23 protein-coding genes are annotated in these 26,665 nt (G+C 65.4%); 8 read left to right on the top strand and 15 right to left on the bottom strand.

The genetic code is table 11. The features are described 5' to 3' along the window. Positions 1–73: 73 nt before the first annotated feature. Positions 74–661, top strand: coding sequence for a DUF4124 domain-containing protein (locus ATF69_RS04840; RefSeq protein ID WP_146870054.1), 588 nt, complete (start codon positions 74–76; stop codon positions 659–661). Positions 662–757: 96 nt separating this feature from the next. Here ATF69_RS04840 and ATF69_RS04835 read toward each other — a convergent pair whose 3' ends face one another. The 10 genes from ATF69_RS04835 to ATF69_RS04790 all read right to left on the bottom strand — a co-directional run bounded on the left by ATF69_RS04835 (position 758) and on the right by ATF69_RS04790 (position 13,282). Further along, entirely contained in the window at positions 758–1,690 is a 933-nt protein-coding gene (locus ATF69_RS04835; protein ID WP_146870053.1) for an MBL fold metallo-hydrolase, read from the bottom strand. Positions 1,691–1,849: 159 nt separating this feature from the next. Further along, positions 1,850–4,015 carry an NHL repeat-containing protein gene (locus ATF69_RS04830; RefSeq protein ID WP_146870052.1) on the bottom strand — a complete coding sequence of 722 codons (2,166 nt, stop codon included), beginning with the start codon at positions 4,013–4,015 and terminating at the stop codon, positions 1,850–1,852. A gap of 221 nt (positions 4,016–4,236) precedes the next feature. Next, the gene (gene rbsD, locus ATF69_RS04825; protein WP_146870051.1) at positions 4,237–4,626 is read right to left on the bottom strand and encodes a D-ribose pyranase; all 390 of its coding nucleotides are present in this window, start codon (positions 4,624–4,626) and stop codon (positions 4,237–4,239) included. After that, a complete protein-coding gene (gene rbsK, locus ATF69_RS04820) occupies positions 4,623–5,567 on the bottom strand; it encodes a ribokinase (protein ID WP_146870050.1) in 945 nt (314 codons plus the stop codon). The genes rbsD and rbsK overlap by 4 nt, the downstream gene beginning before the upstream one ends. Beyond that, positions 5,564–6,586, bottom strand: a complete 1,023-nt coding sequence (locus ATF69_RS04815; RefSeq protein WP_146870049.1) for a LacI family DNA-binding transcriptional regulator — start codon at positions 6,584–6,586, stop codon at positions 5,564–5,566. Before ATF69_RS04815 ends, rbsK begins: the two co-directional genes overlap by 4 nt. A 35-nt stretch (positions 6,587–6,621) precedes the next feature. Continuing rightward, the gene (locus tag ATF69_RS04810; protein ID WP_425291761.1) at positions 6,622–7,506 is read right to left on the bottom strand and encodes an ABC transporter permease; all 885 of its coding nucleotides are present in this window, start codon (positions 7,504–7,506) and stop codon (positions 6,622–6,624) included. A gap of 103 nt (positions 7,507–7,609) precedes the next feature. Then, positions 7,610–9,271, bottom strand: a complete 1,662-nt coding sequence (locus ATF69_RS04805) for a sugar ABC transporter ATP-binding protein (RefSeq protein WP_146870047.1) — start codon at positions 9,269–9,271, stop codon at positions 7,610–7,612. A gap of 87 nt (positions 9,272–9,358) precedes the next feature. Next, a complete protein-coding gene (locus tag ATF69_RS04800; RefSeq protein WP_146870046.1) occupies positions 9,359–10,312 on the bottom strand; it encodes a sugar ABC transporter substrate-binding protein in 954 nt (317 codons plus the stop codon). 469 nt (positions 10,313–10,781) lie between these two features. Continuing rightward, entirely contained in the window at positions 10,782–12,464 is a 1,683-nt protein-coding gene (locus tag ATF69_RS04795; RefSeq protein WP_146870045.1) for an AMP-binding protein, read from the bottom strand. A 74-nt stretch (positions 12,465–12,538) separates the two neighbouring features. Further along, positions 12,539–13,282 carry an FFLEELY motif protein gene (locus tag ATF69_RS04790; RefSeq protein ID WP_099731322.1) on the bottom strand — a complete coding sequence of 248 codons (744 nt, stop codon included), beginning with the start codon at positions 13,280–13,282 and terminating at the stop codon, positions 12,539–12,541. A 98-nt stretch (positions 13,283–13,380) separates the two neighbouring features. Here ATF69_RS04790 and ATF69_RS04785 point away from each other — a divergent pair, with 98 nt between their 5' ends. After that, entirely contained in the window at positions 13,381–14,277 is an 897-nt protein-coding gene (locus tag ATF69_RS04785) for an esterase/lipase family protein (protein WP_146870044.1), read from the top strand. An 890-nt stretch (positions 14,278–15,167) separates the two neighbouring features. Here the strand turns inward: ATF69_RS04785 and phhA are convergent. The 5 genes from phhA to ATF69_RS04760 form a co-directional block, all read right to left on the bottom strand. Next, on the bottom strand, positions 15,168–16,007 hold the full coding sequence (gene phhA, locus ATF69_RS04780) for a phenylalanine 4-monooxygenase (RefSeq protein WP_056059511.1): 840 nt from the start codon (positions 16,005–16,007) through the stop codon (positions 15,168–15,170). A 65-nt stretch (positions 16,008–16,072) separates the two neighbouring features. Then, entirely contained in the window at positions 16,073–17,041 is a 969-nt protein-coding gene (locus ATF69_RS04775; protein ID WP_146870043.1) for a Bug family tripartite tricarboxylate transporter substrate binding protein, read from the bottom strand. A gap of 73 nt (positions 17,042–17,114) precedes the next feature. Further along, positions 17,115–18,227, bottom strand: coding sequence for a 4-hydroxyphenylpyruvate dioxygenase (gene hppD / locus ATF69_RS04770; RefSeq protein ID WP_108499960.1), 1,113 nt, complete (start codon positions 18,225–18,227; stop codon positions 17,115–17,117). A 189-nt stretch (positions 18,228–18,416) separates the two neighbouring features. Continuing rightward, positions 18,417–19,406, bottom strand: coding sequence for a lipase secretion chaperone (locus tag ATF69_RS04765; RefSeq protein ID WP_146870042.1), 990 nt, complete (start codon positions 19,404–19,406; stop codon positions 18,417–18,419). 3 nt (positions 19,407–19,409) lie between these two features. Next, entirely contained in the window at positions 19,410–20,351 is a 942-nt protein-coding gene (locus ATF69_RS04760) for an esterase/lipase family protein (protein ID WP_146870041.1), read from the bottom strand. 165 nt (positions 20,352–20,516) lie between these two features. Between ATF69_RS04760 and ATF69_RS04755 the strand changes: the two genes are divergently transcribed. From ATF69_RS04755 to fabB, 6 genes are all read left to right on the top strand, one after another. Beyond that, a complete protein-coding gene (locus ATF69_RS04755) occupies positions 20,517–20,999 on the top strand; it encodes an Lrp/AsnC family transcriptional regulator (RefSeq protein ID WP_015012403.1) in 483 nt (160 codons plus the stop codon). Between the two features lie 346 nt (positions 21,000–21,345). After that, positions 21,346–22,086: a GNAT family N-acetyltransferase gene (locus ATF69_RS04750; protein WP_056059504.1), complete on the top strand. Its 741-nt coding sequence runs from the start codon at positions 21,346–21,348 to the stop codon at positions 22,084–22,086. A gap of 107 nt (positions 22,087–22,193) precedes the next feature. Next, positions 22,194–23,078: a CorC family transporter gene (locus ATF69_RS04745; RefSeq protein WP_060986846.1), complete on the top strand. Its 885-nt coding sequence runs from the start codon at positions 22,194–22,196 to the stop codon at positions 23,076–23,078. After that, positions 23,078–24,709: an apolipoprotein N-acyltransferase gene (gene lnt / locus ATF69_RS04740; protein WP_146870040.1), complete on the top strand. Its 1,632-nt coding sequence runs from the start codon at positions 23,078–23,080 to the stop codon at positions 24,707–24,709. Before ATF69_RS04745 ends, lnt begins: the two co-directional genes overlap by 1 nt. A gap of 161 nt (positions 24,710–24,870) precedes the next feature. Then, the gene (gene fabA, locus ATF69_RS04735) at positions 24,871–25,392 is read left to right on the top strand and encodes a 3-hydroxyacyl-[acyl-carrier-protein] dehydratase FabA (RefSeq protein WP_008907199.1); all 522 of its coding nucleotides are present in this window, start codon (positions 24,871–24,873) and stop codon (positions 25,390–25,392) included. After that, complete coding sequence (gene fabB, locus ATF69_RS04730) at positions 25,389–26,612, top strand: beta-ketoacyl-ACP synthase I (protein WP_099731313.1); 1,224 nt, start codon at positions 25,389–25,391, stop codon at positions 26,610–26,612. The genes fabA and fabB overlap by 4 nt, the downstream gene beginning before the upstream one ends. Positions 26,613–26,665: the final 53 nt, after the last annotated feature.

Here is a 26,665-nt window from a genome sequence, read left to right as displayed (position 1 = left end):
TATCAATAGAGGAGCTGAAGGCGCATATTCAACTGGCGCTTCAGTGGGTTTTAATTAAAAGAGAGAGGGTGTGATGGGCAAACTGGCATGGATGGCCTGTGTGGTCGCAGTGTGGGCGTGGGGCGCGGGTGCTCAGGCGCAACCCGTGTACAAGTGGGTGGATGCCGATGGCAAGACCCACTATGGCTCGCAGCCCCCGCCCGCCAAACAGGACGCCGAGCCGCTGAAGCTGCAAAGCAACAACGGCACCAGTGGCGGCAGCACCTCATCCGGCAACAAGGGCGCCAGCGCCAAGGCGGGCCAGCAGTACAACCCCGATGGCACCAAAAAGGTCTCCAAGGACGTGGAGGAGTTTGGCGAAGGGCTCAAGAAATCGCTGGGCACCGTGGACAGCCAGCAGGTGCCCCTGAACTGCGCCGTGGCCGTTGACAACATCCACTACCAAGCTGACCTGATGCTGGAGGTGGGCCAGAAGAACGTGCGCGATGGCTACATGACGCAGGCAGCGTTTGATTCCGCCGCCCCCAAAATCCGCGAGGCCAAGGGCAAGTACAGCGTGTCGGACTGTCAGGGCGCCTCGGGCAACAAGAAGTCGTTTTACCAGTGCATGTCCAGCAGCAAGAACCACGTGACGGGCTGCGACAAGCAATACAAACACTGAGGGCGTTGTGCTGATCCGCCCAGGCGCTTTGCGCCAGTGGTGGGGTCCCTCCGTCAGGGCACGCACTGGCACCCAGCCATGCCGAGGCGCCAGGCCTCACACGTTGTGCAGCACCTCGCCCTGGCGCGCAGCGGCGCCTGACCGCACCAGTTCATCTGCCAGGCTCTGCAGCCATTCGGCCTCGGTCTGCGTGGCAAAGTGCCGTGCACGCAGCATGCCGAAATACGGCGTGGTCTGCGCCCAGGCCGTGAGGTCGGCAATCCCGATCTGCTGCCATTCGAGCAGCTTGTACTTGAGCAGCACCTTGGCCGCATAAAGCGCGTGCTTGCCCGGGTTGCGCACAAAACCGTCCAGGCGGCGACGGGCGCCGTCGATGGCGCGGGGCGCATCGGCAAACACCGGCCCGTGGCCCGGGATCACGACCTGGGGCGACAGCGTTTCAATCAGGTCCAGCGTGGCCCCCACCTGGGCGAAGGCATCGTCGCCCTCCAGCTCCGGGAACACCACGCCAAAGCCGTTCTCCCACAGCGCATCGGCCGAGATCAGCACTCGGCCCTGGGGTTCGAACAACACCACCGAGTGCGGGTCGTGCCCCGGCGCGGCATGCACCTGCCACGGCTTGTCGCCCAGCAGCACGCACGAGTCCGGCACCAGCAGCGTGTCGGCCCGAAAGGGTGGGCACTCCTGCCCGGTGGGGGTGTAGCTGAGCGCATAGGCATCCCACTGGCGCACATGGTCGGCCTGGCCGGGTGGAATGGCCGTGAGCACGCCGGGCCAGGCCCTTTGCAGCGCGGCATTGCCGCCGCAGTGGTCGCTGTGCAGGTGGGTGTTGAGCAGGCGATCCAGCCTGCGGCCCGCGAGAGCATCGCGCACCAGCTCCACGGTTTGCTCGGCATGGCTGCAATAGCCGGTGTCCACGATGGCTGTGTCGTGCTGGCCGATGAAGAGGATGTTGTTGGCCGACAGCCAGCCGCGTTCGAGAACGGTGATTTCAGGGGGCAGGAGATCGTGGGGCGCTGTGGTGGGCATGGGTGCAGGAATTCGGGGCTTCGGTGGCGGGCTTCAACGCCGCGCCGTGGGCTGCTGCCCAGCGTACCGCAGGTCGCACCTGCCCGAAGTCCTCCAAAACCCGCAGCCTGCGCCAGCGACGGTGGCTGAGACCGGGCGGTCGCAGCCGGCTGCACGCAGCTACTGCGGCAGGCTCACCTGTGCCACGGCATTCCGTGTGGTGAAGTACAGCTTTGAGTCGCGCACCGCGATGCCCACAGGTGTGTGGACCACCCCTGGGAGATCTCCGCCCACGAACCCTCTTTGTCCTGCTTGACCCACCAAGGTCGTCACCTGGCCCTCTGCAGAGATCTTGCGGATCACACTGTTGACGGGGTCGGTAAGGTATAGGTGGCCCCTGGCATCCACGGTAAGACTGGCCGTTGCGCCATTCTCACCATGGCTGGAGCCGAAGTCCTGGCCCAGGTAGACCCCGCCCGCCGTGTAGCTGCCGTAACTGGCGACAGCAAATCGTGCGTTGGTGGCGGGGCCATCCTCCAGGCCCGCAGGCAGGTCTGCCCGACCAGCGACGGTGCTCACCATGCCTGCGGGTGTGATCTTCCGGATAGTGGGGCCAATGCCAGTGAACGCGTCGTTGAGTCCATCTACCACGTACAGGTTTCCTCCCCGATCCAGGGCCATGTTCCCCAGGATGGCAAAGCGTGCGTTGCCGCCCGGACCATCTACATGGCCCAAAGTGCCGGGGCTGCCGGCCAGCACACTGACCGAGCCCGCCGCAGTGATCTTGAGGACGACGCCATTAACGCCAGTTGCGTACACGTTGCCAGCATCGTCGGCAGCAATCCCATTGATGCCTGCAAAGTAACTATAGGTCCGACCGCCCGATACAAAGGGGGCGATCCATGTGGACACATCTGCCAATACAGCGCCCTGGCCTGCGGGATTGAACCGATAAATGAGATGGGGTGACTCTCGTTTGCTGGTCGTCGACGCAACGTAGATGTTGTCTTGTCCGTCCACCGCCATGGCTCGCCAGGAGGGGTCTTCTGGGTGTGCGGGCCATTGAAGCGCGCGGGTCTTTGTGACGCCATCAGGATTGACGATGCGTATTCTCGATACGTCGTAGCCGCCGCTCACATACAAGGAGCCGGACTTCGCCAATGCCAGGGCCAGAGGCGCCCTGAACCGTGCATCCACGCCTGGTCCATCGGGCGGGGGGCCTTCGATATCTGGTGGTGTTGGCTTACCGGCAAGGATGGTGCGGGCGCCGTCGCGCTGATACTTCTGGATCCACGTGGATAGACCGTTGGAGAGGCTGGCGATGAAGTCGCCGTTGCGATCAATCACCAGGCTCGTGCCGCCCAGCGCCCCAGGAGCCGTGGTGGCTACGGTGGACGCTGTCCCGTTCTTGGCAATGTGGCGAATGGTGGCGGAGCCGAGCCCATCCAGCGCGTAGAGCTCGTTGGCAGCATCGATTGCCAGGTCCTTGAGGATGCCGAACCGGGCCGTTGTTGCATCGCCATCGGTTGTTCCTTGGATGTCTGTGTCGCCGGAGACGTGTGTCAGTTCACCAGTCGGTGCGTATTTCTTGATGGAACTGCCATCCGTGACGTAGATGGTGCCTGAGGTATCCACGGCGAAGCTGGAACGCTCCGGTATGGGCAATGCCGCACCCAGCGTACTCATCAGGCCTGCGGGCGTTATTCTGCGAATTTTCGGATAGGTGTAGGAACCCTGGCCGACATAGAGATTTCCGGCGATGTCTAGCTTCAGAACCTGAGGGGCGCAGACTGTCGAGTTCTGTGGCGTACCGTCTGTATTGCCGCACACTCCCGGCTTGCCCGCGAAGGTGGAGACTGCGCCTGTGTTGTCGATCTTGCGCACCAAGTGGTTGGCGGTATCTGCTATGTAGGTGTTGCCTGCTGCGTCCGAGACGATCGCCGATGGATAGTAAAAGCGGGCTGCAGTACCCGGTCCATCTGCGTATTGTCCTTGTATGGAAGGGGATGGTTCGGGGCTCTTGTCGCCCGCCACCGTGCTGACTATGCCGGAGGCTGTCAACTTGCGGATGGCGTGGTTGCCTGTGTCTGCCATCAGCAAGTCGCCCGCAGGGGAGAGCGCCAGCGCAGGAGGACCGGCGAACAGGGCATCCGCAGCGAGGCCATCTAAATAGCCAGAACCGCTGGTGGTCCCAGCGAGCAGGCTGAGCGAAGCCTGGGCTGCGGGTGGAGGCGCCGCCGTCTCAGGATCGCTTCCGCTGCCGCACGATGTGGCCAGAACAGATGCGCCCAAAAGAAAGGTCAGCCACGCACGACTCGGCGGGCGCTGCTGCAGCAAGGGTGTCATGGACGGAATCTCCCTATGTGGTGTAAGCAATTTGCACCAATATGGTGCTTCATATGAGAAATGATTATGCGTAAGCACCCAAAGACACACGGCCGGCGTTTCAATCCGTTGCAAGTCGGATCTGGCGCTTTGTGGTTCTAAGAAGGTTGTGGGCAGCGACAAAGTGCTGCGCGGATCTGCTGGGTTGATCGCTTGTCACAGCCTGGGGTCGATAGAGGGCATCAGAAAGTCACGCCCGCCACCAGGATCACGTTGGCGTACGGCGTGCACTCGCCTGTGCGCACCATCACGCGGGCCTGCTGGGTCAGGCGCTTGAACTCCTCGTGCGATACGGTGCCAGGGACCACCGGAAGCTGGCACCACGTGGGCAACTGGCCACTGTTGCGCTCCATGGCTTCGGTGGCGATCACCGCTTTCTCGACCTGCATTTCTTCCAGCACCACCCGCAGCACATCGGCCACGGCTGGGATGCCGGGCGTGAGGGCCAGGTCGATGCGGCGCGGGCCGTTGGGGATGGGCAAGCCTACGTCGCCGATCACCAGCATGTCGCCGTGGCCCAGGGTGGCGATGGCGTGGGAGAGTTCGGCGTGCAGCAGGGCGGTGCGTTTCACAGGGGGCTCCAGGCGGGCGGTTGGGGGCTGTGCGCCACGGCGGCGCGGGTGGGGATGGAGGGCTGGGCGCCCGGCTGGGTGACGCACAGCGCCGATGCGCGGATGCCTTCGCGCACGGCGGCGTCCAGCGGCTCGCCGCGTGCCAGCGCCACGGCCAGTGCCCCCAGGAAAGTGTCACCAGCGGCCGTGGTGTCCACGGCTTTCACGACCAGGCCGGGGTGGTAGCGGTTGCCTGCCGCATCGGCGGCCACGGCGCCTGCAGCGCCCAGGGTCACCACCACCTGGGCGGGGCCCTTGGCGCGCAGCGCCTGTGCGGCCTGCGCGGCATCAGTGGGCGTGGCCACGCTCTGGCCCGCCAGCGCGGCGGCTTCCACCTCGTTCACCACCAGCGTGTGCACCAGCGGCCACATCGCATCGGGCAGGGGCTGGATAGGTGAGGGGTTCAGCACCACCGGACAGCCCGCCGCATGGGCCATCTCGGCGGCGGCCAGTACCTGGGGCAGGGGGGTTTCGAACTGCAGCACCAGGCTGCCTGCGCCTTGCAGCGCAGCGCCCAGCGCGGCGGCATCCAGCACGAAGCGGCCATTGGCGCCGGGCACGACCACGATGCGGTTCTGCCCTGTCGCTTCCACCGTGATGGCGGCCACGCCGGTGGTGGTTTCGGTGTCGGTCTGTACGCCGCTGTGGTCGATGGCGTCGGCGTCGAGCCCGGCGCGCAGCGTGTGGCCGTAGCCATCGTCGCCCACGCGGCCAAACAAAGCCACCTGGGCGCCCTGGCGCGCGCAGGCCACGGCCTGGTTGCCGCCCTTGCCGCCGGGCACCAGATGCAGGGCGTCGGCCAACACGGTCTCGCCAGGGCCCGGTGCGTGTTGCACCTGCAGCACCAGGTCCATGTTCAGGCTGCCGACGACGGCGATGCGGGGCGTGTGGGTCGGGCTCATGCCGCACCTCCGGGCGCATGGGCCGTGGAGGCGCGCACGCGCAGCTCGGGCTGCAGCATCACCTTGCGCGCGTCCTGGCGCTTGCCGTCGATGCGCTCCAGCAGCATGTCCACCGCCAGCGCGCCGATGCGCTGCTTGGGCTGCGCCACGGTGGTGAGCGGTGGGCTGGTGAAGGCCGTGAGTTCGATGTCGTCAAAGCCGACGATGGACAGTGCCTCGGGCACGCGCAGGTCGCGCTCGTGCGCGGCGCACAGCGCGCCCATGGCCATGAGGTCGTTACACACGAAGACGGCAGTGGGCGGCTCGGGCGCGCGCAGCACCGCGTGCATGGCTTCGTAGCCGCCCTGGCTGGTGAAGTTGCCGTGCCACAGCAGGCCGTCACCCGTGCCGCAGCCCGCATCGGCCAGCGCTGTGCGCCAGCCGGCAATGCGCTGCTCGCTGGGGGTAATGCCTTCGGGGCCGCCTATGCAGGCAATGCGGCAGTGGCCCAGCGACAGCAGGTGGCGCGTGGCCAGCAGGCCGCCCTGCATGTGGGCGGTTTCCACCAGGTCACAGGGCTGCTGCTCGGCGATGTCGATTTCGCGGTCCACCAGCACGGTGGGGATGGACAGGCCCGCGAGCTGCGTGGCCAGCGTGGCGTCATGCCCGGTAGAGACCACGATGAGCCCGTCGATGAGCCGCTCGGCCAGCACCTGCAGGTAAGTGCCCTGGCGGTGTGCCTCGTCGTTGGTGTTGCACAGGATGACGTTGTAGCCCGCGCCAAAGCAGCGGTCTTCCACGCTGTGCACGATCTCGGCAAAGTAGGGGTTGGAGCTGTTGGGGATCAGCATGCCCAGCGTGCGCGTGTTGTTGCTCTTGAGGCTGCGCGCAATGGCGCTGGGCACATAGCCCAGGGCGCGGATGGCGGCCTCGACCCGCTCGCGCCCCTCGGGGCTCACGCGGCGTGTGCCGTTGACCACGTGCGACACCGTGGTGACCGACACCTCGGCGTGGCGCGCAACGTCCTTGATAGTAGCCATGCAGGAAGAAGAAAAATCGGTGTGTTGAAACAGGTTCAGCGGGCGGCGCGGCGCTGGCGCAGCGTGTCCACAATGACGGCCGCCACGATCACAAAACCCGTAATGATGCGCTTGCTGGGCTCGCTGGCGCCCACCTGGGCCAGGCCCGCCTCCAGCACCGCGATGATGAGCACGCCAAACGCGGTGTTGATCACCGAGCCGCGCCCGCCCATGAGGCTGGTGCCGCCAATCACCACGGCCGCAATCACCTGCAGCTCCATGCCGGTTCCGGCGTTGGGGTCGGCCGCTTCCAGCCGGGCCGACTGCATCAGGCCCGCCAGGCCCGCCAGCAGGCCGGTCATGGCAAACACGATGACGCGGATGGGGCGCGGGTCCACACCGGCCAGGCGCATGGCTTCTTCATTGGTGCCAATGCCCACCACGCAGCGGCCAAACACGGTGCGCGACAGCACCAGTTGTGCCACCACCACCAGCACCACGGCCAGCAAGAACGCGAACGAGATGCCGCCAAAGAAGGGTGCCGACAGCCACGAGATCGCATCGCCCACGTACTGCGTGCGCGAGTCGGTCACCACATACGCGCTGCCACGCACGGCTTCGAGCATGCCCAGCGACACGATGAACGAGGGCAGCCGCCATGCGACGGAAATCATGCCGGTGATGGTGCCGCACACAAGGCCCGTGGCCAGTGCCAGCACGGCGGCGGCGGGCACCGTCCAGCCCCATTGCAGGATGGCGGCGGCCGAGGTCGCAGCGGCCAGCGCCATCACCGAGCCCACCGACAGATCGATGCCCGCAATGATGAGCACAAAGGTCATGCCCACCGCCATCACGGCCAGGGCCGAGATTTCGTTGGCGATGGTGATAAAGGTCTCGGCGCTCCAGAAATATTCGGACAACGACGAGAACAACGCCACCATGCCCGCCAAAACGGCCAGCAGGCCCAGGTAGGTGCCCAGCTGGCTGCGCCAGACCGAAGCGGAGGAAGGCGCCGCAGCGGGCGCGGCAGATGTGGTGGGGCGTTCATGCTGTGACAGGAGAAGGGGTTGAAGGGGTGGTGCTGGGGCGTCCGCCGGGCTCGGAAAACGCGGCCGCCAGCAGGGATTGCTCGGACCACTCGCCGCGCTCGAACACGGCCACCAGGCGGCCTGCGCTCATCACGCCGATGCGGTCGGCCATGGCCATCAGCTCGCGCAGGTCGGACGACACCATGAGCAGCGCGCGGCCCTCGGCGGCCATGCGGTCCAGCTCGCCATACAGCTCGGCGCGTGCGCCCACGTCCACGCCGCGCGTGGGTTCGTCGAGCAGCAGCACGCGGCCTTCGCGGTGCAGCCAGCGGGCAAACACCACCTTTTGCTGGTTGCCGCCCGAGAGTTGCCCCACGGGCTGTTCCGGGCCGTGGCAGCGCACGCGCAGGGTGCGGATGAATCCCTGCACCAGGCGGCTTTCGAGCCCGCGCTGCAGCCAGCCGCCGCGCGACACGGCCGACAGGTCGGACAGTGTGGCGTTGATGCGGATAGGCTGCGACAGCAGCAGGCCCTGGGATTTGCGGTCTTCGGTGACCAGGCCCACGCCGGCGGCGATGGCCTGCAGCGGCGATGCGAAACCCCGCTGCCAGGTGCGGGGGGCGGTGGGTGCTGTAGTGGATGGTTTTGCTATGTTTTGTGTAGCTGCTGGCGCATGATCTACTAGCGCTTGCGGCTGTTTTTGCTCTGAATTCGGGTGCAGTGTCACGCTGCCACGGTCTGCCCGGTCGGCGCCAAACAGCAGGCGGACCAGTTCGGTGCGGCCCGATCCAACCAGACCGGCAATGCCGAAGATCTCGCCCGCGCGCAGCTCCAGGCTCACGTCCTGCACGGCGGTGCCCCGGCCCAGGTTTTCAGCGCTCATCACCACGGGGCCGACGGGGCGGCGCGGGCGGTGGTCCAGGTCGCTCACCACGCGGCCCACCATGCGCTGCACCAGGTCGTCTTCGCTCATGCCCGCCATGGGGCGCACGTCTACCAGGCGGCCATCGCGCAGCACGGCCACGCGGTCGGCAATGCGGCGCAGTTCTTCGAGCCGGTGCGACACATAGATGATGGCCACGCCGCGCGCGGTGAGGTGCGCGATCTGCTCAAACAGGTAATTGGTCTCGCGCGGCGTGAGCATGGCCGTGGGCTCGTCGAGCACCAGGATGCGTGTATCGTCCTGCAGGTTGCGCGCAATCTCCACCATCTGCTGCTGGCCGATGCCCAGCTGCGAGACCGGGGTGGCGGGGTCGATGTTGTCGAGCCCGATCTTGGCCAGCTGCGCACGGGCGGCGGCGTGCAGCACATCGCGCTGCAGCCAGCCCAGCCGGTGCGGCAGGCGGCCCATCAACAAATTCTCGGCCACGGTGAGCGTGGGCACCAGGCCCAGCTCCTGCATCACCATGCGCACGCCCTGGCGCTCGGCATCGCGGCGCGACGTGGGGGCGTAGGCCTGCCCCGCCAGCTGCATGCCGCCGCGCGTGGGCTGTTCCAGCCCGCAGAGGATCTTGGACAGCGTGCTCTTGCCCGCGCCGTTTTCCCCGGTCAGCGCCAGCACCTCGCCCGCAAACAGCTCCACGTTCACGCCATCGAGCACGGTGGCGGTGTAGTCCTTGCCCACGGCCTGGATGGCGAGCAGGGGCGTGGCTTGTCGGGCGGCGGAAGGGCTGAGCATGGTGGTGTGATGGGGGCGACTGCAGAGCGGGCTTTATGTTTTGAGCGGTGAACAACGCCAGAAGAGCTTTGTTCTCCGCTCCGAGGCTTACTTGCTGTCTTTCGTCACCAGCACCACATCCGTCTTCACCGTGGCGGGCAGCTGGTTCTGCGGCGTCTTGGCGGCCAGGGCCTTCTGTGTCAGTTCGATACCAAACACGGCCTGCTTGGCGGCGTACTGGTCGGCGGTGGCCAGCACGCGGCCGTCGGCCAGCATGGGCTTGATGGCGCCGATGTTGTCGTAGCCCACCACCTGCACCTTGCCGGTCTTGCCGGCTGCCTTCACGGCGGCCACGGCGCCCAGGGCCATGCTGTCGTTGCCGGCCAGCAGGGCCACCAGGTCAGGGTGCTCGCGCATCATGCCGGCGGCCACGGTGTTGCCCTTTTCGATCTCCCAGTTGCCGGACTGCACGCCCACCACGGTGATGTTGGCGGCTTTCATGGCGTCCTGGTAGCCCAGGGTGCGCTGCTGCGCATTGAAGGTGGTGGACACGCCTTCGATGATGCCGACCTTGTCGCCGGCCTTCAGCGTCTTGGCCAGGTGGTCGCCCACCAGCTTGGCGCCTGCACGGTTGTCAGGGCCCACAAACGGCACGGTGATGTTCTTTTCCTTCAGCGCGTCGGCATCTAGCTGGTTGTCGATGTTGACCACGAGGATGCCCTTGTCGATGGCCGTCTTGACCACGGGCACCAGCGCCTTGGAGTCGGCGGGGGCCAGCACGATGGCGCTGACCTTTTGGGCCACGGCCTGCTCGATCATCTTGATCTGGGCTGCCGTGTCGGTCTCGTTCTTGATGCCATTGGCCACCAGCGTGTATTCCTTGGCATGGGCCTTCTGGTGCGCCTTGGCACCGTCTTCCATGGTGCGGAAGAACTCGTTGGCCAGCGACTTCATGATGAGCGCGATCTTCGGCTTGTCCTGCGCAAACGCAGGGCTGGCCAGCAGGCTGCCCACAACGGCGAGGGCGGCGGCGGTCTGAACGGAACGGCGGGTGAACTGCATGGGTGTTGTCTCCAGGTTGGAATGTGGACTGAGGCAACGCTGAACAAGCCTCTCGCGCCCGGCGCATCCCTGGCTCAGGACGGTCTGCAGCGTTGCAAATCCTCGCGATAACTACGGCTATCACTCTGGTTTGCGCCTTGCAGTCCATCCCGATCCAGGGCTCGCCGCATCGCGGAGGCTTATTCAGCGTCGCCCTAAGGCGACCGACAGCGTGGAGGGAAATCCCCGGCAGCGCCCCCAAAAAGGAGCGGCTACGGATGCCCGGTGCCTTGTCGCGATCGGGATGATAACGAAAGCAAACGTTTGCGCAAACGTTTGCTAATCAGTAAAAACCCGAAGATGCAGACATTGGACTACCGGCGCAGTGGGGCGATCTGCAGGGTTTACGCCCAAGAAAAAGGGCGCCGAAGCGCCCTGGGGGAGGTGATGGAGGGCAGCGTTTGTCGCTCTGCCCTTCGGAACAACGGCCTCAGGCCTTGCGCAGCTCTCGGCGCAGGATCTTGCCCACGTTGCTCTTGGGCAGCTCGTCGCGGAACTCGATGTACTTGGGGCGCTTGTAGCCGGTGAGGTTCTGGTGGCAGTAGTTGGCCACCTCGTCCTCGGTCAGGGCCGGGTCGTTCTTGATGATGAACACCTTGATGGCCTCGCCCTGCTTCTCATCGGGAACGCCAATGGCTGCGCATTCGACCACGCCGGGGCACAGGCTGATGACCTGCTCCAGCTCGTTGGGGAACACGTTGAAGCCGCTCACCAGGATCATGTCCTTCTTGCGGTCGATGATGCGGGTGTAGCCCTGCGGGTCCATGATGCCGATGTCGCCCGTGCGCATGAAGCCGTCGGGCGTGAAGGCCTTGGCGTTTTCTTCGGGCTGGTTGTAGTAGCCCACCATCACGTTGGGGCCGCGGATGCAGATCTCGCCCGACTCGCCCTGGGGCAGGCTGTTGCCTTCGTCGTCCTTGATGGCGATGTCGATGCCCGGCAAGGGCAGGCCGATGTTGCCGCTGAAGGTGGTGCTGATCACCGGGTTGTTGGTGCCGATGGCGCAGGTCTCGCTCATGCCCCAGCCTTCGATCATCGTGCTGCCAGTCACCTTCTGCCATTGCTTGGCGGTGCCCTCGCTGGCCGCCATGCCCCCGGCCTGCGACACGCACAGGTGGGAGAAGTCCAGCGTCTTGAACTGCGGGTTTTGCAGCAGCGCGTTGAACAGCGTGTTCACCGCAGGCAGCATGTGGAAGGGGCGCTTCTTGAGTTCGGCCACGAACTTCGGAATGTCGCGCGGGTTGGGGATCAGCGTGAGGCTGGAGCCCTGGCGGATGGCCAGCAGGCACAGCGTGAGCGCGAAGATGTGGTACAGCGGCAGTGCGGCAATGCTGTTGGCTTTGCTCAGGTCGCCCACTTTGGACAGCGCGGGCGTGAACCAGGCCTCGGCCTGCAGCGTGGCGGCCACGATGTTGCGGTGGGTCAGCACCGCGCCTTTCGACAGGCCTGTGGTGCCGCCGGTGTACTGCAGAAAGGCAATCGAATCCAGCGTGGCCTGGCTGGGCGCGAGCGACTTGTGCTCGCCCAGCGACAGTGCCTTCTTGAACGTGACGACCTTGCGGCCATTCGACAGCGGCAGGTCATACGCAGGCACCATCTTGGCCAGGTGGCGCACGGCGAAGGTGATCCATTTGCCAAACCAGAAGCCCAGCAGGTCGCCCATGGAGGCCATCACCACATGCTTGACGGCCGTGTGGTCAATGACCTCAGCCAGCGTGTGGGCAAAGTTCTCCAGGATCACGATGGCCGTGGCGCCAGAGTCCTTGAGCTGGTGCTCCAGCTCACGGGCGGTGTACAGCGGGTTCACGTTCACGCAGGTATAGCCTGCGCGCAGCACGGCGGCCATGGTCACGCCAAACTGGGGGATGTTGGGCAGCATGATGGCCACGCGCGCACCGGGCTCCAGGCCCAGGCTTTGCAGATAGGCACCCAAAGCGGCCGAGCGGCGATCCAGCTCGCCGTAGGTCATCCACTGGTCCATGCAGACCGAAAACGGGCTCGATGCGTGTTTGCGGAACGACTCTTCCAGCAGGTGGGCCACAGAGCGGTATTGCTCGGGCTTCACGTCGTGTGGGACGCCCGGGGGGTAGCTCTTGAGCCAGATCTTTTCCATGCGCTTGTTTCCTTGTGCTCGCCAAATGCCATTGATAGGTGGGCACAGATTGTGGAAGGCGGGCGCGTTGCGGGCTATCGGGCTTGTCCTAGTGTGCTGGCGAGCTGGGTCCCGCAGGTGACAGGATCGGCATCGAACAGTTGCTCCATCAGCGCCCGCTCCCGTTGCTCGATGGTGGCCAGAAACTGCTCCACCCCGCCGCGCTGGCGCGCAAGCTGGCCGAAGGTGTCAAACCCCGCCTCCAGAAACTTCTGCAACGCGCCCATGCCCGCGGCGTTGGCCGGGCCGCGCATCATGCGCAGCATCATCCGCAGGCCGGGGGTGCGCGTGAGGCGCGCCAGGTCATTCCCCATGGCCAGCACGCGCTGCAGCTGCTGCTGGCGCGCATGGCGCTGGCCCACAGTGCGCCAGGCGGCGGTGTAGCGGGCGGCAACGTTGGCCGCATCGGCTTCGTGCAGCAACCACGCGCGGCCCATGTCCTGGTCCAGTCCCTCGGTCTGTGCGTGCAGCACCGCCAGGGCCACGGCGGTGTTCACGACCGGTTGGGGGAACATGGTCTGCAGCGTGCCGGCGATGCGGCCAAACTGCAGATCGCGGTCGGTGTAGTCGGTGTCGCTGTACAGCTCTTCCAAAAAGAACTGTGCTGCGGGCCCGAACGCGGGCGAGCCCATCAGGTCCGCATAGGTGCCGCGAAAGCGCCGGGCCTGCAGGCTTTTGACGCTGCCCACCGCCGCCCCCAGCGCCGGGTCGCCCGTGCGGTGCAGGCGCAGGGCGGTCACGTCGGCGATGCAGTCGCGGATGGTCTGGGCGGCATCCATGGGGCGGGGTCCTTTCTGCGTTCTGCGGGGTGCGGTGTCGGGCGGTGGTCAGACCGCACAATGCGGCTGGTCAATTACAACATCTGCCCATCACCACCATGATCGCGCGCTGGCAACGAACCCTGCTTCTGTTCATCCTGCTGACCATGGCCGCCTGGCTGGTGTGGCAGTGGCCCCATTCACCCTGGCGTGCCGTGCTGGGGGCCTTGGTACCGCTGTGTCTGTACCTGGTGGTGATGGCGCTGGAGTTTGTGCTGATGCACATCACCAACCGCACCGACGCTGCGCCACGTGCCCGCCTGTCGCAGGTGGTGGGTGCCTGGTGGGCCGAGGGGTGGGTGGCGCTGATGGTGTTTTGCTGGCGCCAGCCGTTTCGCCACCAGTCATTGCCCGATTGGCTGCCTGTGCAGCCGACCGGAAAGCGGGGCGTGGTGCTGGTGCATGGATTCATGTGCAACCGGGGGCTCTGGCTGCCGTGGTTTGCGCCTTTGCAGGCGCGGGGGCATGCCTATGTGGCGGTGAATCTGGAGCCGGTGATGGGCTCGATTGACGAGTACGCGGACATCATTGAAGACGCTGTGCGCCAAGTGACGGCGGCCACGGGCCAGGCGCCGGTGCTGTTGTGCCATAGCATGGGTGGCTTGGCGGTGCGGGCGTGGCTGCGGGCGCACCAGGCGGATGGGCGGGTGCACCGGGTGTTGACGCTGGGCACGCCGCATGGGGGCACATGGCTGGGGCGTTTCAGCCGGGCGGTGAATGGGCGGCAGATGAGCTTGGCGGGGGACTGGGTGGTGGCCTTGCAGCGGGCGGAGCCTGCGGGGCGGGCAGCGTTGTTTACCTGCTGGTATTCGAACTGCGACAACATCGTGTTTCCGGCGACCACAGCGGCGTTGGCGGGGGCAGAACACAGGTTGGTGGAAGGGGTTGCGCATGTGCAGATGGCGTTTGACCCCGGGGTGATGAAGGCTTGTCTGGAGGAGGTTGGGCGGGGGTAATGTTTTGGTTTTTGGGCTGGATGCGCTAGTGGGATATGGGTGGGTAGCTATTGATTTTGCAGTGTTGGTTCTTGTGCGCTGATTGGGTGGCGTGCCTTTGTTGAGGGCGGGAGCCGGGAGTCGCCCGGCGTGCGAGTAACTTTCTTTTGCTTCGCCAAAAGAAAGTCACCAAAGAAAAGGCGACCCCCAGTCTGCGACCCCTTCGCTGTGCGAAGGGGCAAACCTGCGGCGGGGCGGTTGTGGGGTGCGCCGTGGAACTCACTGCGCTGCGGTGCAGCTTCGTTCAGACATCCACGGCGAGTCAGAGCACGAGGCATGTGCGCTTCGACGCCCATGCTCACCCCACAACCGCCCCGCCGCAGGCGCAGCCAGCAGGGGTGGGACAGCCGAACATCCCAACGGCCCCACGGGCCATTGCTTCGCTCGGCCCAGGCTGCGCAGCGCGTGGCGCGTGGCGCTTGCGCCCGCGATTCGGGGCCGAGCGCAGCGATGGCCCGTGTGGATGTTCTGCTCCCCGAGCCCCTCTGGATGCGCCGAGGAGCGCAGGGTTTGGCGGATCAGGGCTCGCGTGTGTCTGAGCGACGCGCAGCGGCGCGAGTTGAGCGAGACCCCGCCAAACCCGAGCACCGCAGGTTGCCCCGTAGCGAAGCGCAGGGGACGCAGACAGTGGGGTCGCCCTTTTTTTGGTTCCTTTCTTTCGGCGACGCGAAAGAAAGGGACTCGCATGCCGGGCGACTCCCGGCCTCCGCCCTCAAACCAGGCACAGAGACCGATTCATCCACAAGCTCCAATAACCTCAGTCAGGTATTGCTGAATGCAGAAGAATTGCTATTAAATATGTAGCTGTCAAGGAATGATTCACTAGCGCTAGCAGCCAATACCACCAGAAATCAAGCCGCCACAGCCTCCCGCTCATCCGCTGCAAACTCTGGCAACCCCCGCAGCCGCTCATAAATCGGCGCAAAGTCCGCCGCCGTCATCTCAAACAGCTGCTCAAAACTGTCGATCACAAAATACGTCTGCTGGTACGTATCGATCTTGTAGCGCGTGCGCATGGTGCGCTCCAGTTGCAGCGGAATGCGCTGCGGCTCTGGGCTCTGCACCGAGTACGCCAGTTCGCCCGACGAACTCAGAATGCCAGCGCCGTAGGCCCGCAACTGCCCCGCCTCACGGATCAGCCCGAACTCGATCGTGTACCAGTACAAGCGGCTCAGCATCTCGCACGACCCCAGCCCCTGCGCCTTCAGCCCGCCCTGGCCGTAGCGCTGCACATAGTCGGCAAACACCGGGTTGAACAGCAGCGGCACATGCCCGAACAGGTCATGAAAGATGTCGGGCTCGACGATGTATTCGAACTCTTCGGGCTTGCGGATCCAGTCCGTCACCGGGAATTTGCGGTTGGCCAGCAGGGTGAAGAAGGGCACCTCCGGGATCAGCCCGGGCACGCCCACCAGCTCCCAGCCGGTCGCTTTGTAGAGGCGCTCGTTCACCTCTTCAAAGCGCGGGATGCGGTCGCTCGCGCCCAGAGAGGGCAGGGCGTCGATGAACGCCTGGCTGGCCAGGCCCGGCAGCAGGGCGCGCTGGCGCTCGTACAGACGGCGGTAGGTGTCGTGGTCGGCGGCGGTGTAGGCCGCGTAGTCCTGCGGGCAGGTGTAGTCCGCGTTGGCACGCGAGTAGTCGCCACGCGGTGGGCGGGTGGATTGGCCATAGACGACAGGGGCTTGTCCCATTTTTTTCTCCTTTGCCGCCATGGTCGGCGCACCGCGACGGGGGTGCGCACCAGCCCACGCGGCTGCTAATCGATCTTGATCTTTGCGGCCCGGATCAAGAACTCGTACTTGCTGTTTTCCGAGCGCACAAGCTGCGCAAATCCGTCGAGCGTCAGCTCTTCGGGCGTGATACCCATCTTCTTGAACTTCTCCTTGCCCGCAGGCGAGTGCATCGCGGCGCTGAACGCGTTGGCATAGCGGCGTGCATCCGCATCGGGCAGCGAGGCCGGCGCGAACAGGCCGAACCAGGTGGACACGTTGAAGCCCTGCACGCTGTCGTTGATGCTGGGCACTTTCGGTAGCGCCTCGTTGCGGCTGAGGGTGGTCACACCCAGCGCCAGCAGCTTGCCCGACTGGATCTGCGGCAGCGCCGAGGCCAGGTTGTCAAACACCATCAGCACCTGGCCGGATTCCAGCGCGGCGAGCGCGGGCTTGGAGCCCTGGAACGGCGTGTGGCCCATCCGGGTGTTGGTGAGCGACTTGAACATCTCGGCCGAGATGTGGCCGATGCTGCCGTTGCCGCCCGAGCCGTACTTGGCCTGGTCCGGGTTCTTCTTGAGGTACTGCACCAGGTCGGGCGTGGTCTTGATGCCCAGCTTGGCCGCCTGCTCCGCGTTCACCACCAGCACATTGGGCGTGCGCGCCACGAGGACGAGGGGTTTGAAGTCCTTGAGTGCGTTGTAGGGGAAGTTCTTGTACAGCCAGGGGTTCACCGCGTGCGTGGCCACGGCGCCCATCAGCACCTGGTTGCTGGTCTTCCCGGCCTTGGCGACCTGGTCGGCGCCGGTATTGCCACCTGCCCCCGGTTTGTTCTCCACGGTAATGGAGCCCAACTGGGCTGCAGCACCATCGGCCACGATGCGGGCCGAGGTGTCCAGCGGACCACCAGCGGGGTAGGGCACCACGATGGTGAGCGGGGCAGACGGGTTCTGCGCCAGCGCGGCAGTGGCCGCGCCGGCCAGAAGGGTGCTGAACAGGGTGCTACGGAGCGACATCGGGATCCTTTTGAGTTCCGGGGAGCGCGCAGTATAGGCACCTGTGCAGGGTTAACCCTGGATGTCCGATGTCTTACGTGTTCAGCACACCACGGCGGATCTGGTCGCGTTCCAGCGACTCGAACAGCGCCTTGAAGTTGCCTTCGCCAAACCCGTCGCGGTAGTCGCCCTCGCGCTGGATGAATTCGAAGAACACCGGGCCCAGCATGGGCGTGGAGAAGATCTGCAGCAGCAGGCGGGGCGTGCCGTCGGCCGTGGTGCCGTCCAGCAAGATGCCGCGCGACTGCAGCTCGGGCACCGGCTGGCCGTGGCCGGGCAGGCGGGTGTCCAGCATTTCGTAATAGACCTCGTTGGGCGCGGTGGCCAGCTGCACGCCGGCCATGCCCAGCTTGTCCACCACGTCCAGCAGGTTGTCGCAGATCAGCGCGATGTGCTGAATGCCCTCGCCGTTGAACTGCATCAGGAATTCTTCGATCTGGCCGCCGCCCTGCTTGGACTCTTCGTTCAGCGGGATGCGGATCTTGCCGTCGGGCGCGGTCATGGCCTTGGACGTGAGGCCCGTGTATTCGCCCTGGATGTCGAAGTAGCGGATCTCGCGGAAGTTGAACAGCTTCTCGTAGAAGTTGGCCCAGAAGCCCATGCGGCCGCGGTACACGTTGTGCGTGAGGTGGTCGATGAGGTTCAGGCCGTGGCCCACGGGGCGGCGGTCCACGCCTTCGATGAATTCGAAGTCGATGTCGTAGATGGACTTGCCGTCTTCAAAGCGATCAATCAAATACAGCGGTGCGCCGCCAATGCCCTTGATGGCGGGCAGGCGCAGCTCCATGGGGCCGGTGGGGATCTCGATGGGCTGGGCGCCCAACTCCAGCGCGCGGTTGTAAGCCTTGTGCGCATCCTTCACACGGAAGGCCAGGCCACAGGCGGAGGGGCCATGCTCGGCACCAAAGTAGGCGGCCTGGCTGTGGGGCTCGCGGTTCAGGATGAAGTTGATGCCGTTCTGGCGGTACAGCACCACATCCTTGGACCGGTGCTTGGCGACCAGGGTGAAACCGAGCTTTTCAAACACCGCCTCCAGCACGCCGGGCTGGGGCGAGGTGAATTCGACGAACTCGAAGCCCATCAGGCCCATGGGGTTGTCCCAGGCAGCGAGCTGGGCGGTGGTTTCTTGCGGCAAGGCGGCATTCATGGGGTGTCTCCGGCATTCGTTGATGAATGTCATGGACTGTAGGCGCGGCCTGCCTCATGTTTCTGGCGAAATCAAGAGGCTTTGGCCTTTGATTTGCAGGAATCTTGTGAATGGTCAAAATTTTGCGCAGTCTGACGGCGCGTTGGGCGAGGTTGGCCGCCGCAGCGCTGCGCGGTCGGCAGAAGGTCCCTATGAGCCCGAGGTGCCCGCGTTGAGCTGGCGCAGCGCCAGGGCGGCGTCAATGCGTTGTTGCTCTTCGGGCGAGAACAGCTGCTGGCGCAGTTGCTGCAGGCCGGGGCCCTCGCCCTGCTGGGTGCGGGCTTGGCTGTACTGGTCGAGGCGCTGGTTCCAGTGCTGTTCGTCCCTGTCCAGCTGCGCCATGGCCTGGGCGGCTGCCGGGCCGTACTGCGCGCTGCGGGTGGCGTAGCGGCTGCGCTCGTCGGTGTTGCTGGCGTTAAAGGCGGCCGTCTGCGCGGCGGCGGTCATGTGTTCGGTGGCGGCGCTGCGTTCGGCGCGGCGCTCGGCGGAGAGTTCGTTGTCGGCCGCCTGCCGCGCCTGGGCGCGCTGCTCGGGGCTGAGCTGGGTGTTGCGCTCAATCTCCAGGCGCGCCAGGGTGTAGCGGTCCAGGTCTGCCTCGCGCGCAAACAGGGCGTCGTATTCGGCGTCGTCAAAAAACTGCAGGCGTACCTTGTGGCGCGCTTCCAGGGCATCGCGCAGGGCGCGTGGGTCGGTCAAATCCTGTGGCGCGCGCAGGCTGCCCAGGGCCACGCGATAGTCCACATAGCGCTCGGCCAGGGCCAGCGCCCGCGTGGCCAGGGAGGCGGGGAAATGTTGATTCACCAAGGCGGCCAGGCGCTGCTTGAGCGTGGCCGGGTCGCTGGCGTCGCCCGCTTCCATCAGCAGCGCTTCCAGCGTGTCGCGCAGGCCGTGCACCAGCAGCGGGTCGGCCGGGCCGTCGGCGGTAGTGGCGCGGCGGCGTGCAAAAAAACTGTGGTCCACGCCCTGTGCTGGCGACGGTTGTACCTGGGCACCGGCGGAGGCGGCGACCGCCCCCACGGGTGGTTGATGCGTATCCCCCGCGCCCAACCCGGCAGGGCCTCCCTGCCACCAGACCACGGCGGCCGTGGTGAGAGCCAGGACTGTGGCGGCAACCGCCAAGGTGCGCGAGAGTTGGGCCATGGTTTACAGGCCTTGTTGCTTCAGGCGGTTGGCGTGCTGGCGGTAGAGCGTCACCGGGTCGGTGGAGAACCAGTCGCGCAGGCCCAGCAGCTGGTTCACCTCGTCGAGGTGGTTCTGGCGGTAGTCGCCCAGGTGTTTGCCCAGGCGCGACGAGCAGGCTGACACCAGGCCGTCGTTGGCTTCGCCAAAGGTCAGGCTCAGCGTGGCCAGCAGCGCGTCGCTGGCGTCGAGCACGTTGGTCAGGGGCAGGGTGCCGGTCCAGGAGTAGTAGCGAACGCCGTTCACCAGCTCGGCCCCGCTGCCGCAGCCGGAGGTGGGAACGCCTGGGGGGAAGCGGCCGTTGAACTTGGCCGAGCCCGCGGTGGTCAGCGAGTCCAGCGCCGCCGTAGGCATCTGGGGCAGGCCGGTGCCGCCGGAGGTCAGGTTGATCAGGCCCACCAGCGCCTTGGCGGCGGCGCTGGCCACGGCTTCGGACACCGAGCCCGCGGGCGCTACGCCGCGCAGGATGTCGGCTACGCGCGAACCCCGGTTCACGCCGCCGATCGAGGTGACCGATGCCACCAGCTGCGGCGCCACGCCCGCCACATAGCGGGTGGTGGGGCCGCCGTGCGAATGGCCTACCAGGTTCACCTTGGGGGCACCGGTCAGCGCCAGGATGGTCTTGACCTGTGCCAGCAATTGCTCGCCGCGCACCTCGGTGCTGTTGGCGGCCGAGACCTGGGCGACGTAGACCTTGGCGCCGCCCTGGCGCAGTGCGTCGGGGATGCCGTAGAAGTAGTCGATCCCAAGGGCCGAGTCAAAGCCGAACAGGCCATGCACCAGCACGATGGGGTAGCGCGTCTGGGTGTAGCCCGTCTGCGCCTGCGCGCCCACGCCCAGCAGCAGCAACCCCGCCGTTGCTGCCAGCACCAGTCGCCGCAAAAAGCAGCTGAAAAATCCGGTCATGTGTTTGTCTCCGTTGGTATGGTTTCTTATGCTCGCAAAAACGAACGACCGTTCTTTTTTGCGAGATCAATTTTTGTATTCGGGCCATAGAGTCACTATCGGGACATACCCGTGTGTGCGCCGCACCATGCAGAAATCACGCAGTTGTTCGTAAAATCCTGCGCCATGAAAGCCTTTGACGCACTCGACAAGCTGGACCGCGCCATCCTGCGCCGCCTGCAGGACAACGGCCGCGAGACGTACGACGTCATCGGAGAACAGGTGGGCCTGTCGCCCAGCGCGGTGCTGCGCCGCGTCAAGCGGCTGGAAGACAGCGGCGTGATCCACCGCTACGTGGCCCTGGTGCAGCCCGAAGCGGTGGGGCTGGGGCTCACGGCGTACCTGAACGTGCGGCTGGAAAAACACACGGAAAGCCACAAGCGCAACCCCATGGACCTGTTCCGCGCCAGCGTGCAGACCTGGCCCGAGGTGGTGGAGTGCGCATCGCTCACCGGCGAAATGGACTACCTGCTGCGCGTGGTGGTGGCCGACATGGCGCACTACAGCCGCTTCATCATGGACACGCTGCTCAAGCATCCCAGCGTGCAGGACTGCAAGACCAGTTTTGTGCTCGACCGCGTGAAGGCGACGACGGCTGTGCCGGTGTAGTCCAGCGCGGGCCTTCGCCCTTGGCTGGGATGGGGCACGTCACAGGCGTGACTCCCTGTGGCGTCTGGCGGTGCGGCGGAGGTTGCTGTTAGGCGGTCCGCGCTTTACGCTCTGGCCCGTGCGGAGAAGGCTTGGCGCAGACGGGGGTGCAGCCACCCCAGCCGTCGCGTCTGCGACCCATGCTGAGGAGATCCGGGGCATGAATACTCTCAAATTGATAGCTATTGAGGCATGATCTTCCAGCGCTTGGAGCCGATTTTTCCGCATTTTGAGTAGGATCACTATTTTGTTGCGGCGCAGCAATTTGGACTGGAAAAGATGAGGGAAAACCCTTATATTTGGCGACATGTTCGCAACCAAAGACTGGCTCAAGGCATCCTGGTACGCAGGCCGGGACCTGCTGCGCCCGGTAACCAGCGGCTCTTCTGCCTCTGACATTCACATCCACCAGCAGGAGACGCCCGTGATGGTTCCTATCCGCTCCCTGGGCCCCTCCTACCGGGAGCGGATCACCCAGCACCTGCTGCAGCTGGAGCCTGCAGACCGCTACCTGCGCTTTGGCTATGCCGCCAACGACGAACAGATCCGCCGCTACGCCGAGCAGCTCAACTTCGAGCGCGATGAAATCTTTGGCATCTACAACCGCCGCCTTGAGCTCATCGCCATGGCCCACCTGGCGTTTTCGGAAAACCCCGAACACAAGCCGTGTGCTGAATTCGGTGTGTCCGTGCTCAAGCAAGCACGGGGTCGAGGCTTTGGCGCGCGCCTGTTCGAGCGTGCCGTGATGCATGCGCGCAATGAGGGCGTGAACATGGTGTTCATCCATGCGTTGTCTGAAAACACCGCCATGCTCAAGATCGCGCGCAACGCCGGTGCCACCGTGCGCCGCGACGGGTCCGAGTCCGAGGCTTATCTGCAGATACCACCCGCCAGCCTCGACACGCGCATGACCGAGATGGTCGAGCAGCAGTTCGCCGAGGTGGACTACCAGCTCAAAAAGCAGGCCAAGCAGTTCTGGGACTTTCTGGCCAATGTGCAGGAAGTGCGCAGCGGCGTGCAACACGCGCGCCACCAGTCGGCCGAGTGATCCGTTGCGGTCGCACCCGCGGCAGTGACGCCGGTGGTGGCCGGTTGTCACGGCAATCCGCTATCCTAGGGGCCTGATTCACTACCGCACGTCCTGCACTCCAGACAGTGTCTGACCCGCACCCCGCGCACCCCGGGCGACCGCCCGAGAGGGAAGACAAGCGCACCTTCCTGCAGAAAGTGGCCGAGTTCATCCATCCTGGGCCGGACTCCACGGAAGAACTCATCGAAACCCTGGCCGAGGCCGAGGACAACGAGGTCATCGGCGCCGAATCGCGCGTGATGCTGGAGCGCGTGATCCGCATGGCCGACATGACGGCGGGCGATGTGATGGTGGCAGCACCGCGCATGGACCTCGTCAACATTGACGCGCCTTTCGATGAGCTGCTGCACCTGGTGATCAGCACCGCGCATTCACGGTTTCCGGTCTACCAGGGCGAGCGCGAGAACATCATCGGCATCCTGATGGCCAAGGACCTGCTCAAGCTGCAGCGGGCGCCCGAGCTGAACATCCGTGCGTTGCTGCGCCCGGCAGCGTTTGTGCCCGAAAGCAAAGGCCTGAACGACCTGCTGCGCGAGTTCCGTGGCAACCGCAACCACCTGGCCATCGTGATCGACGAGTTTGGCCGCGTGGCCGGGCTCATCACCATCGAAGACGTGCTGGAGCAGATCGTCGGTGAGATTGAGGATGAGTTCGACATCCCCGAAGACGATGGCGACATCTTTGGCTTGGCCGACCGGACCTACCGTGTGAGTGGTGACACCCCCATCGAGCGTGTGGCCGAGGCCTTTGAGGTGGCCATCGTGGGTAGCGACCCCAACGAGCATTTCGACACCATCGGCGGCCTGATTGCCCACGAAATGGGCCATGTGCCCAAGCGCGGTGAGCATCTGCAGCTCAGCGGCCTGCATTTTGTGGTGCTGCACACCAAGGGCGGGGCGGTGCGCTGGTTCAAGGTGTCCAGGGTCGAAGACACGCCCTCCGACGGCTGATGTCGCGGCGCTCTCGGATGGCGGGCGGGCCGCTGCTGCCGCAACTGCTGCTGGCACTGGCGGCGGGCCTGGCCCAGGCGGCCTCGCTGGCCTGGCCGGGCAGCGGCCAACCCTTGTGGTGGCTGCAGCTGGCTTCGATGGCTGCGCTCGCCTGGATGGTGCGGCCTTTCGCTGTGGAGCACCCGCGCGTCGCTGCGCCCTGGCGGCGCGGTGCGCTCGTGGGTGGTTTGTTTGCCACCGCCTGGCTGGCAGGCACTTTCTGGTGGCTGTTCATTTCCATGCATTCTTATGGTGGCCTGCCCGCGCCTTTGGCCGTGGCAGCGGTGCTGGGGCTCGCTGCCTTTCTTGCCAGCTACTATTCGGCGGCTTTGGCCTTGTTTTGCCGGTATGCGCCGATGAATCGTGCCGGGAGTGCTCTTCTTTTCGGAGCGCTGTGGCTGCTGGCCGAACTGGCACGGGGCGTCTGGTGGACGGGGTTCCCGTGGGGTGCTGGCGGCTACGCGCATGTGGATGGGCCGCTCGCCGTGCTGGCCCGCCACATGGGGGTGTATGGCATCAGCGCGGTGGCTGCGGCGTTGGCGATGGGCGTGGTGCAGGTGCGTGCCACCGATCTGCGCAAGGTGCGCTGGTGGGCGCTGGTGCTGGCGGCGGGCGGCCTGCTGGCCTGGGCCACGGTGGACCGACTGTGCGCGGTCAATCTGTGCCACACCCCGGCACGGCGCGCAGCGCCCGCCCTGAGCCTGGAGCTGCTGCAGGGCAATATCCCGCAGGACGAAAAGTTCCAATCCGGCAGCGGCGTGCCCGTGGCCCTGCAGTGGTATGCCGAGGTCCTGCGCAACTCCCAGGCTGACCTGGTGGTGGCGCCCGAGACCGCCATTCCGCTGCTGCCCCAGCAGCTCATCCCAGGGTATCTGGAGGGCATCCAGCAACGCTATGCGCAAGGCACCCAGGCCGCCATGGTGGGCATTCCGCTGGGCGATGAAGCGCAGGGCTACACCAACTCCGTACTGGGCATGAGTGCTGCCACACAAGCCGAGCCCTACCGCTACGACAAGCACCACCTCGTGCCGTTTGGAGAGTTCATTCCGCCGTTTTTCAAGTGGTTCACGGCCATGATGAACATCCCTCTGGGCGATTTCAACCGGGGGACCGTGGGCCAGGCGTCGTTTGCCGTGGCGGGGCAGCGCATCGCGCCGAACATCTGCTACGAAGACTTGTTCGGCGAGGAGCTGGGGGCGCGATTCATCGACCCCGCCCAGGCCCCCACGGTGTTTGTCAACTTCAGCAACATCGGCTGGTTTGGCGACACCCTGGCCATCGACCAGCATCTGCACATCAGCCGCATGCGTGCGCTCGAATTCGAGCGCCCGATGGTGCGCGCCACCAACACGGGAGCCACCGTCATCATCGACCACCGGGGCGTGGTTACGCACCAGCTGGCCCGCTACACGCGCGGCGTGCTCAAGGGCGAGGTGCAGGGCCGGGGGCTGGACGCACAAAGTGGCTGGGCCATCACGCCTTACGCGTGGTGGGTGTCCCGCTGGGGGCTGTGGCCGCTGTGGGCGCTGGGGGCTCTGGCGCTGGTGGGGGCCATGGTCGCCAGGGGGAGCCGCAGGCCGCGTGGCAATTGATCCAGGTCAGGCATTGCGCCCGGCGGCGCAGGGGCCTGCGCACCCCCGTGTTTAGAGGCGGCTCCCTATGCCTTGATAATAGAGGCCCGCAACCGGGGGCTGGTGTTGCGTAAAACGATGATTTGAGGCGGGCCATCCGCCGTTCTGGAGCACGACTGAAAATGGCAGATTCCTTTTCCTACGAACAACTGATCGCCTCGGGCGAGGGCCGGCTGTTCGGCGCTGACAGCGGGCGTCTGCCGCTGCCACCCATGCTGATGTTTGACCGCATCACGCACATCGACAGCGATGGTGGCGCGCACGGGCTGGGAAAGATCCGCGCCGAGCTCGATGTCAAGCCCGACCTGTGGTTCTTTGCCTGCCACTTCCAGGGCGACCCGGTCATGCCGGGCTGCCTGGGGCTCGACGCCATGTGGCAGCTCATCGGTTTTTACTTGACCTGGCTGCAACTGCCGGGCAGGGGTCGTGCGCTGGGTGCGGGCGAGGTCAAGTTCACCGGCGAGGTCGGCCCTGATGTGAAACTGGTCACCTACGAAATCGATATCAAGCGCGTCATCAAGCGCAAGCTGGTCATGGCCATTGGCGATGCCCGTCTGCTGGCCGACGGTAAGGAAATCTATGTGGCCAACGACCTTCGCGTGGGTCTGTTCAAGCGCGAGGAAGACGGTAAGGACGCAGCATGACCACCAAGAAGCGCGTAGTCATCACCGGCGCGGGCATCGTCTCGTGCATTGGCAACGACCTGGCCTCCGTGGAAGCTTCGCTGCGTGCGGGCACCAGCGGCATCAAGGCCGTGGAGAAGTTCAAGGAACTGGGTCTGCGCAGCCAGGTGGGCGGCGCCCCGGAGATCGATATCGAAGCGCGCATTGACCGCAAGCAGCTGCGCTTCATGGGCGATGCGGCGGCCTATGCGCAGATCGCGCTGGAAGACGCTATCCAGCAAGCAGGCCTCACGCCCGAGCAGGTCAGCCACCCGCGCACCGGCCTCATCATGGGTTCGGGCGGTGGCTCGCCCGCCAACCAGATCGAAGCGGCCGACACGCTGCGCGAAAAAGGCATCCGCCGCGTGGGGCCCTATCAGGTCACGCGCTGCATGAGCTCCACGGTTTCTGCGTGCCTGGCCACCAACTTCAAGGTCAAGGGCATCAACTACTCCATCACATCGGCCTGTTCCACGTCCGCCCACTGCATCGGCGCGGCCGCGCAGCAGATCGCCTGGGGTGTGCAGGATGTGATGTTTGCGGGCGGTGGCGAAGAGCTGAGCTGGGGCATGTCGCTGCTGTTTGATGGCATGGGCGCCATGTCCAGCAAGTACAACGAAACGCCCGAGAAGGCCTCACGCGCCTACGACGCGAACCGCGACGGCTTCGTGATCGCTGGCGGCGGCGGTGCCGTGGTGCTGGAGAGCCTGGAGCACGCCCAGGCCCGTGGCGCGACCATCCTGGCCGAAGTGGTGGGCTTTGGCGCCACCAGCGACGGTGAAGACATGGTGGCCCCGTCGGGCGACGGTGCCATTGCCTGCATGCAGCAAGCCATGGAAGGTCTGGACGCCCCCATCGACTACATCAACACCCACGGCACCTCCACCCCCGTGGGCGACATGCAGGAAGTGCGCGCCATGCGTGCCCTGTTTGGCGACAAGGTGCCACCGTTCTCGTCCACCAAGTCGCTCACCGGCCACTCGCTGGGCGCCACGGGCGTGCAGGAGGCCATCTACTGCATGATCATGCTGAACAAGGGCTTCATCGCTGGCTCTGCCAATGTCGAGACACCTGACCCGGCCCTGGGCGACATGCCTCTGGTCACGCAAACGCGTGATGCGCAGCTGAACACGGTGTTGTCCAACAGCTTCGGCTTTGGTGGCACCAACGCCAGCCTGGTGCTGCGCCGCTGGAACCACTGACCGCGGACTCCCCACCGCAACGGCCTGCCTGTCTCTGGACATGCAGGCCGTTT

Origin of the sequence: Acidovorax delafieldii (assembly GCF_007993815.1) — a bacterium.
GTDB lineage: Bacteria > Pseudomonadota > Gammaproteobacteria > Burkholderiales > Burkholderiaceae_C > Acidovorax > Acidovorax delafieldii.
The sequence above is the reverse complement of the archived record's forward strand: the minus strand, read 5'-3'. Positions and strand labels throughout refer to the sequence as shown.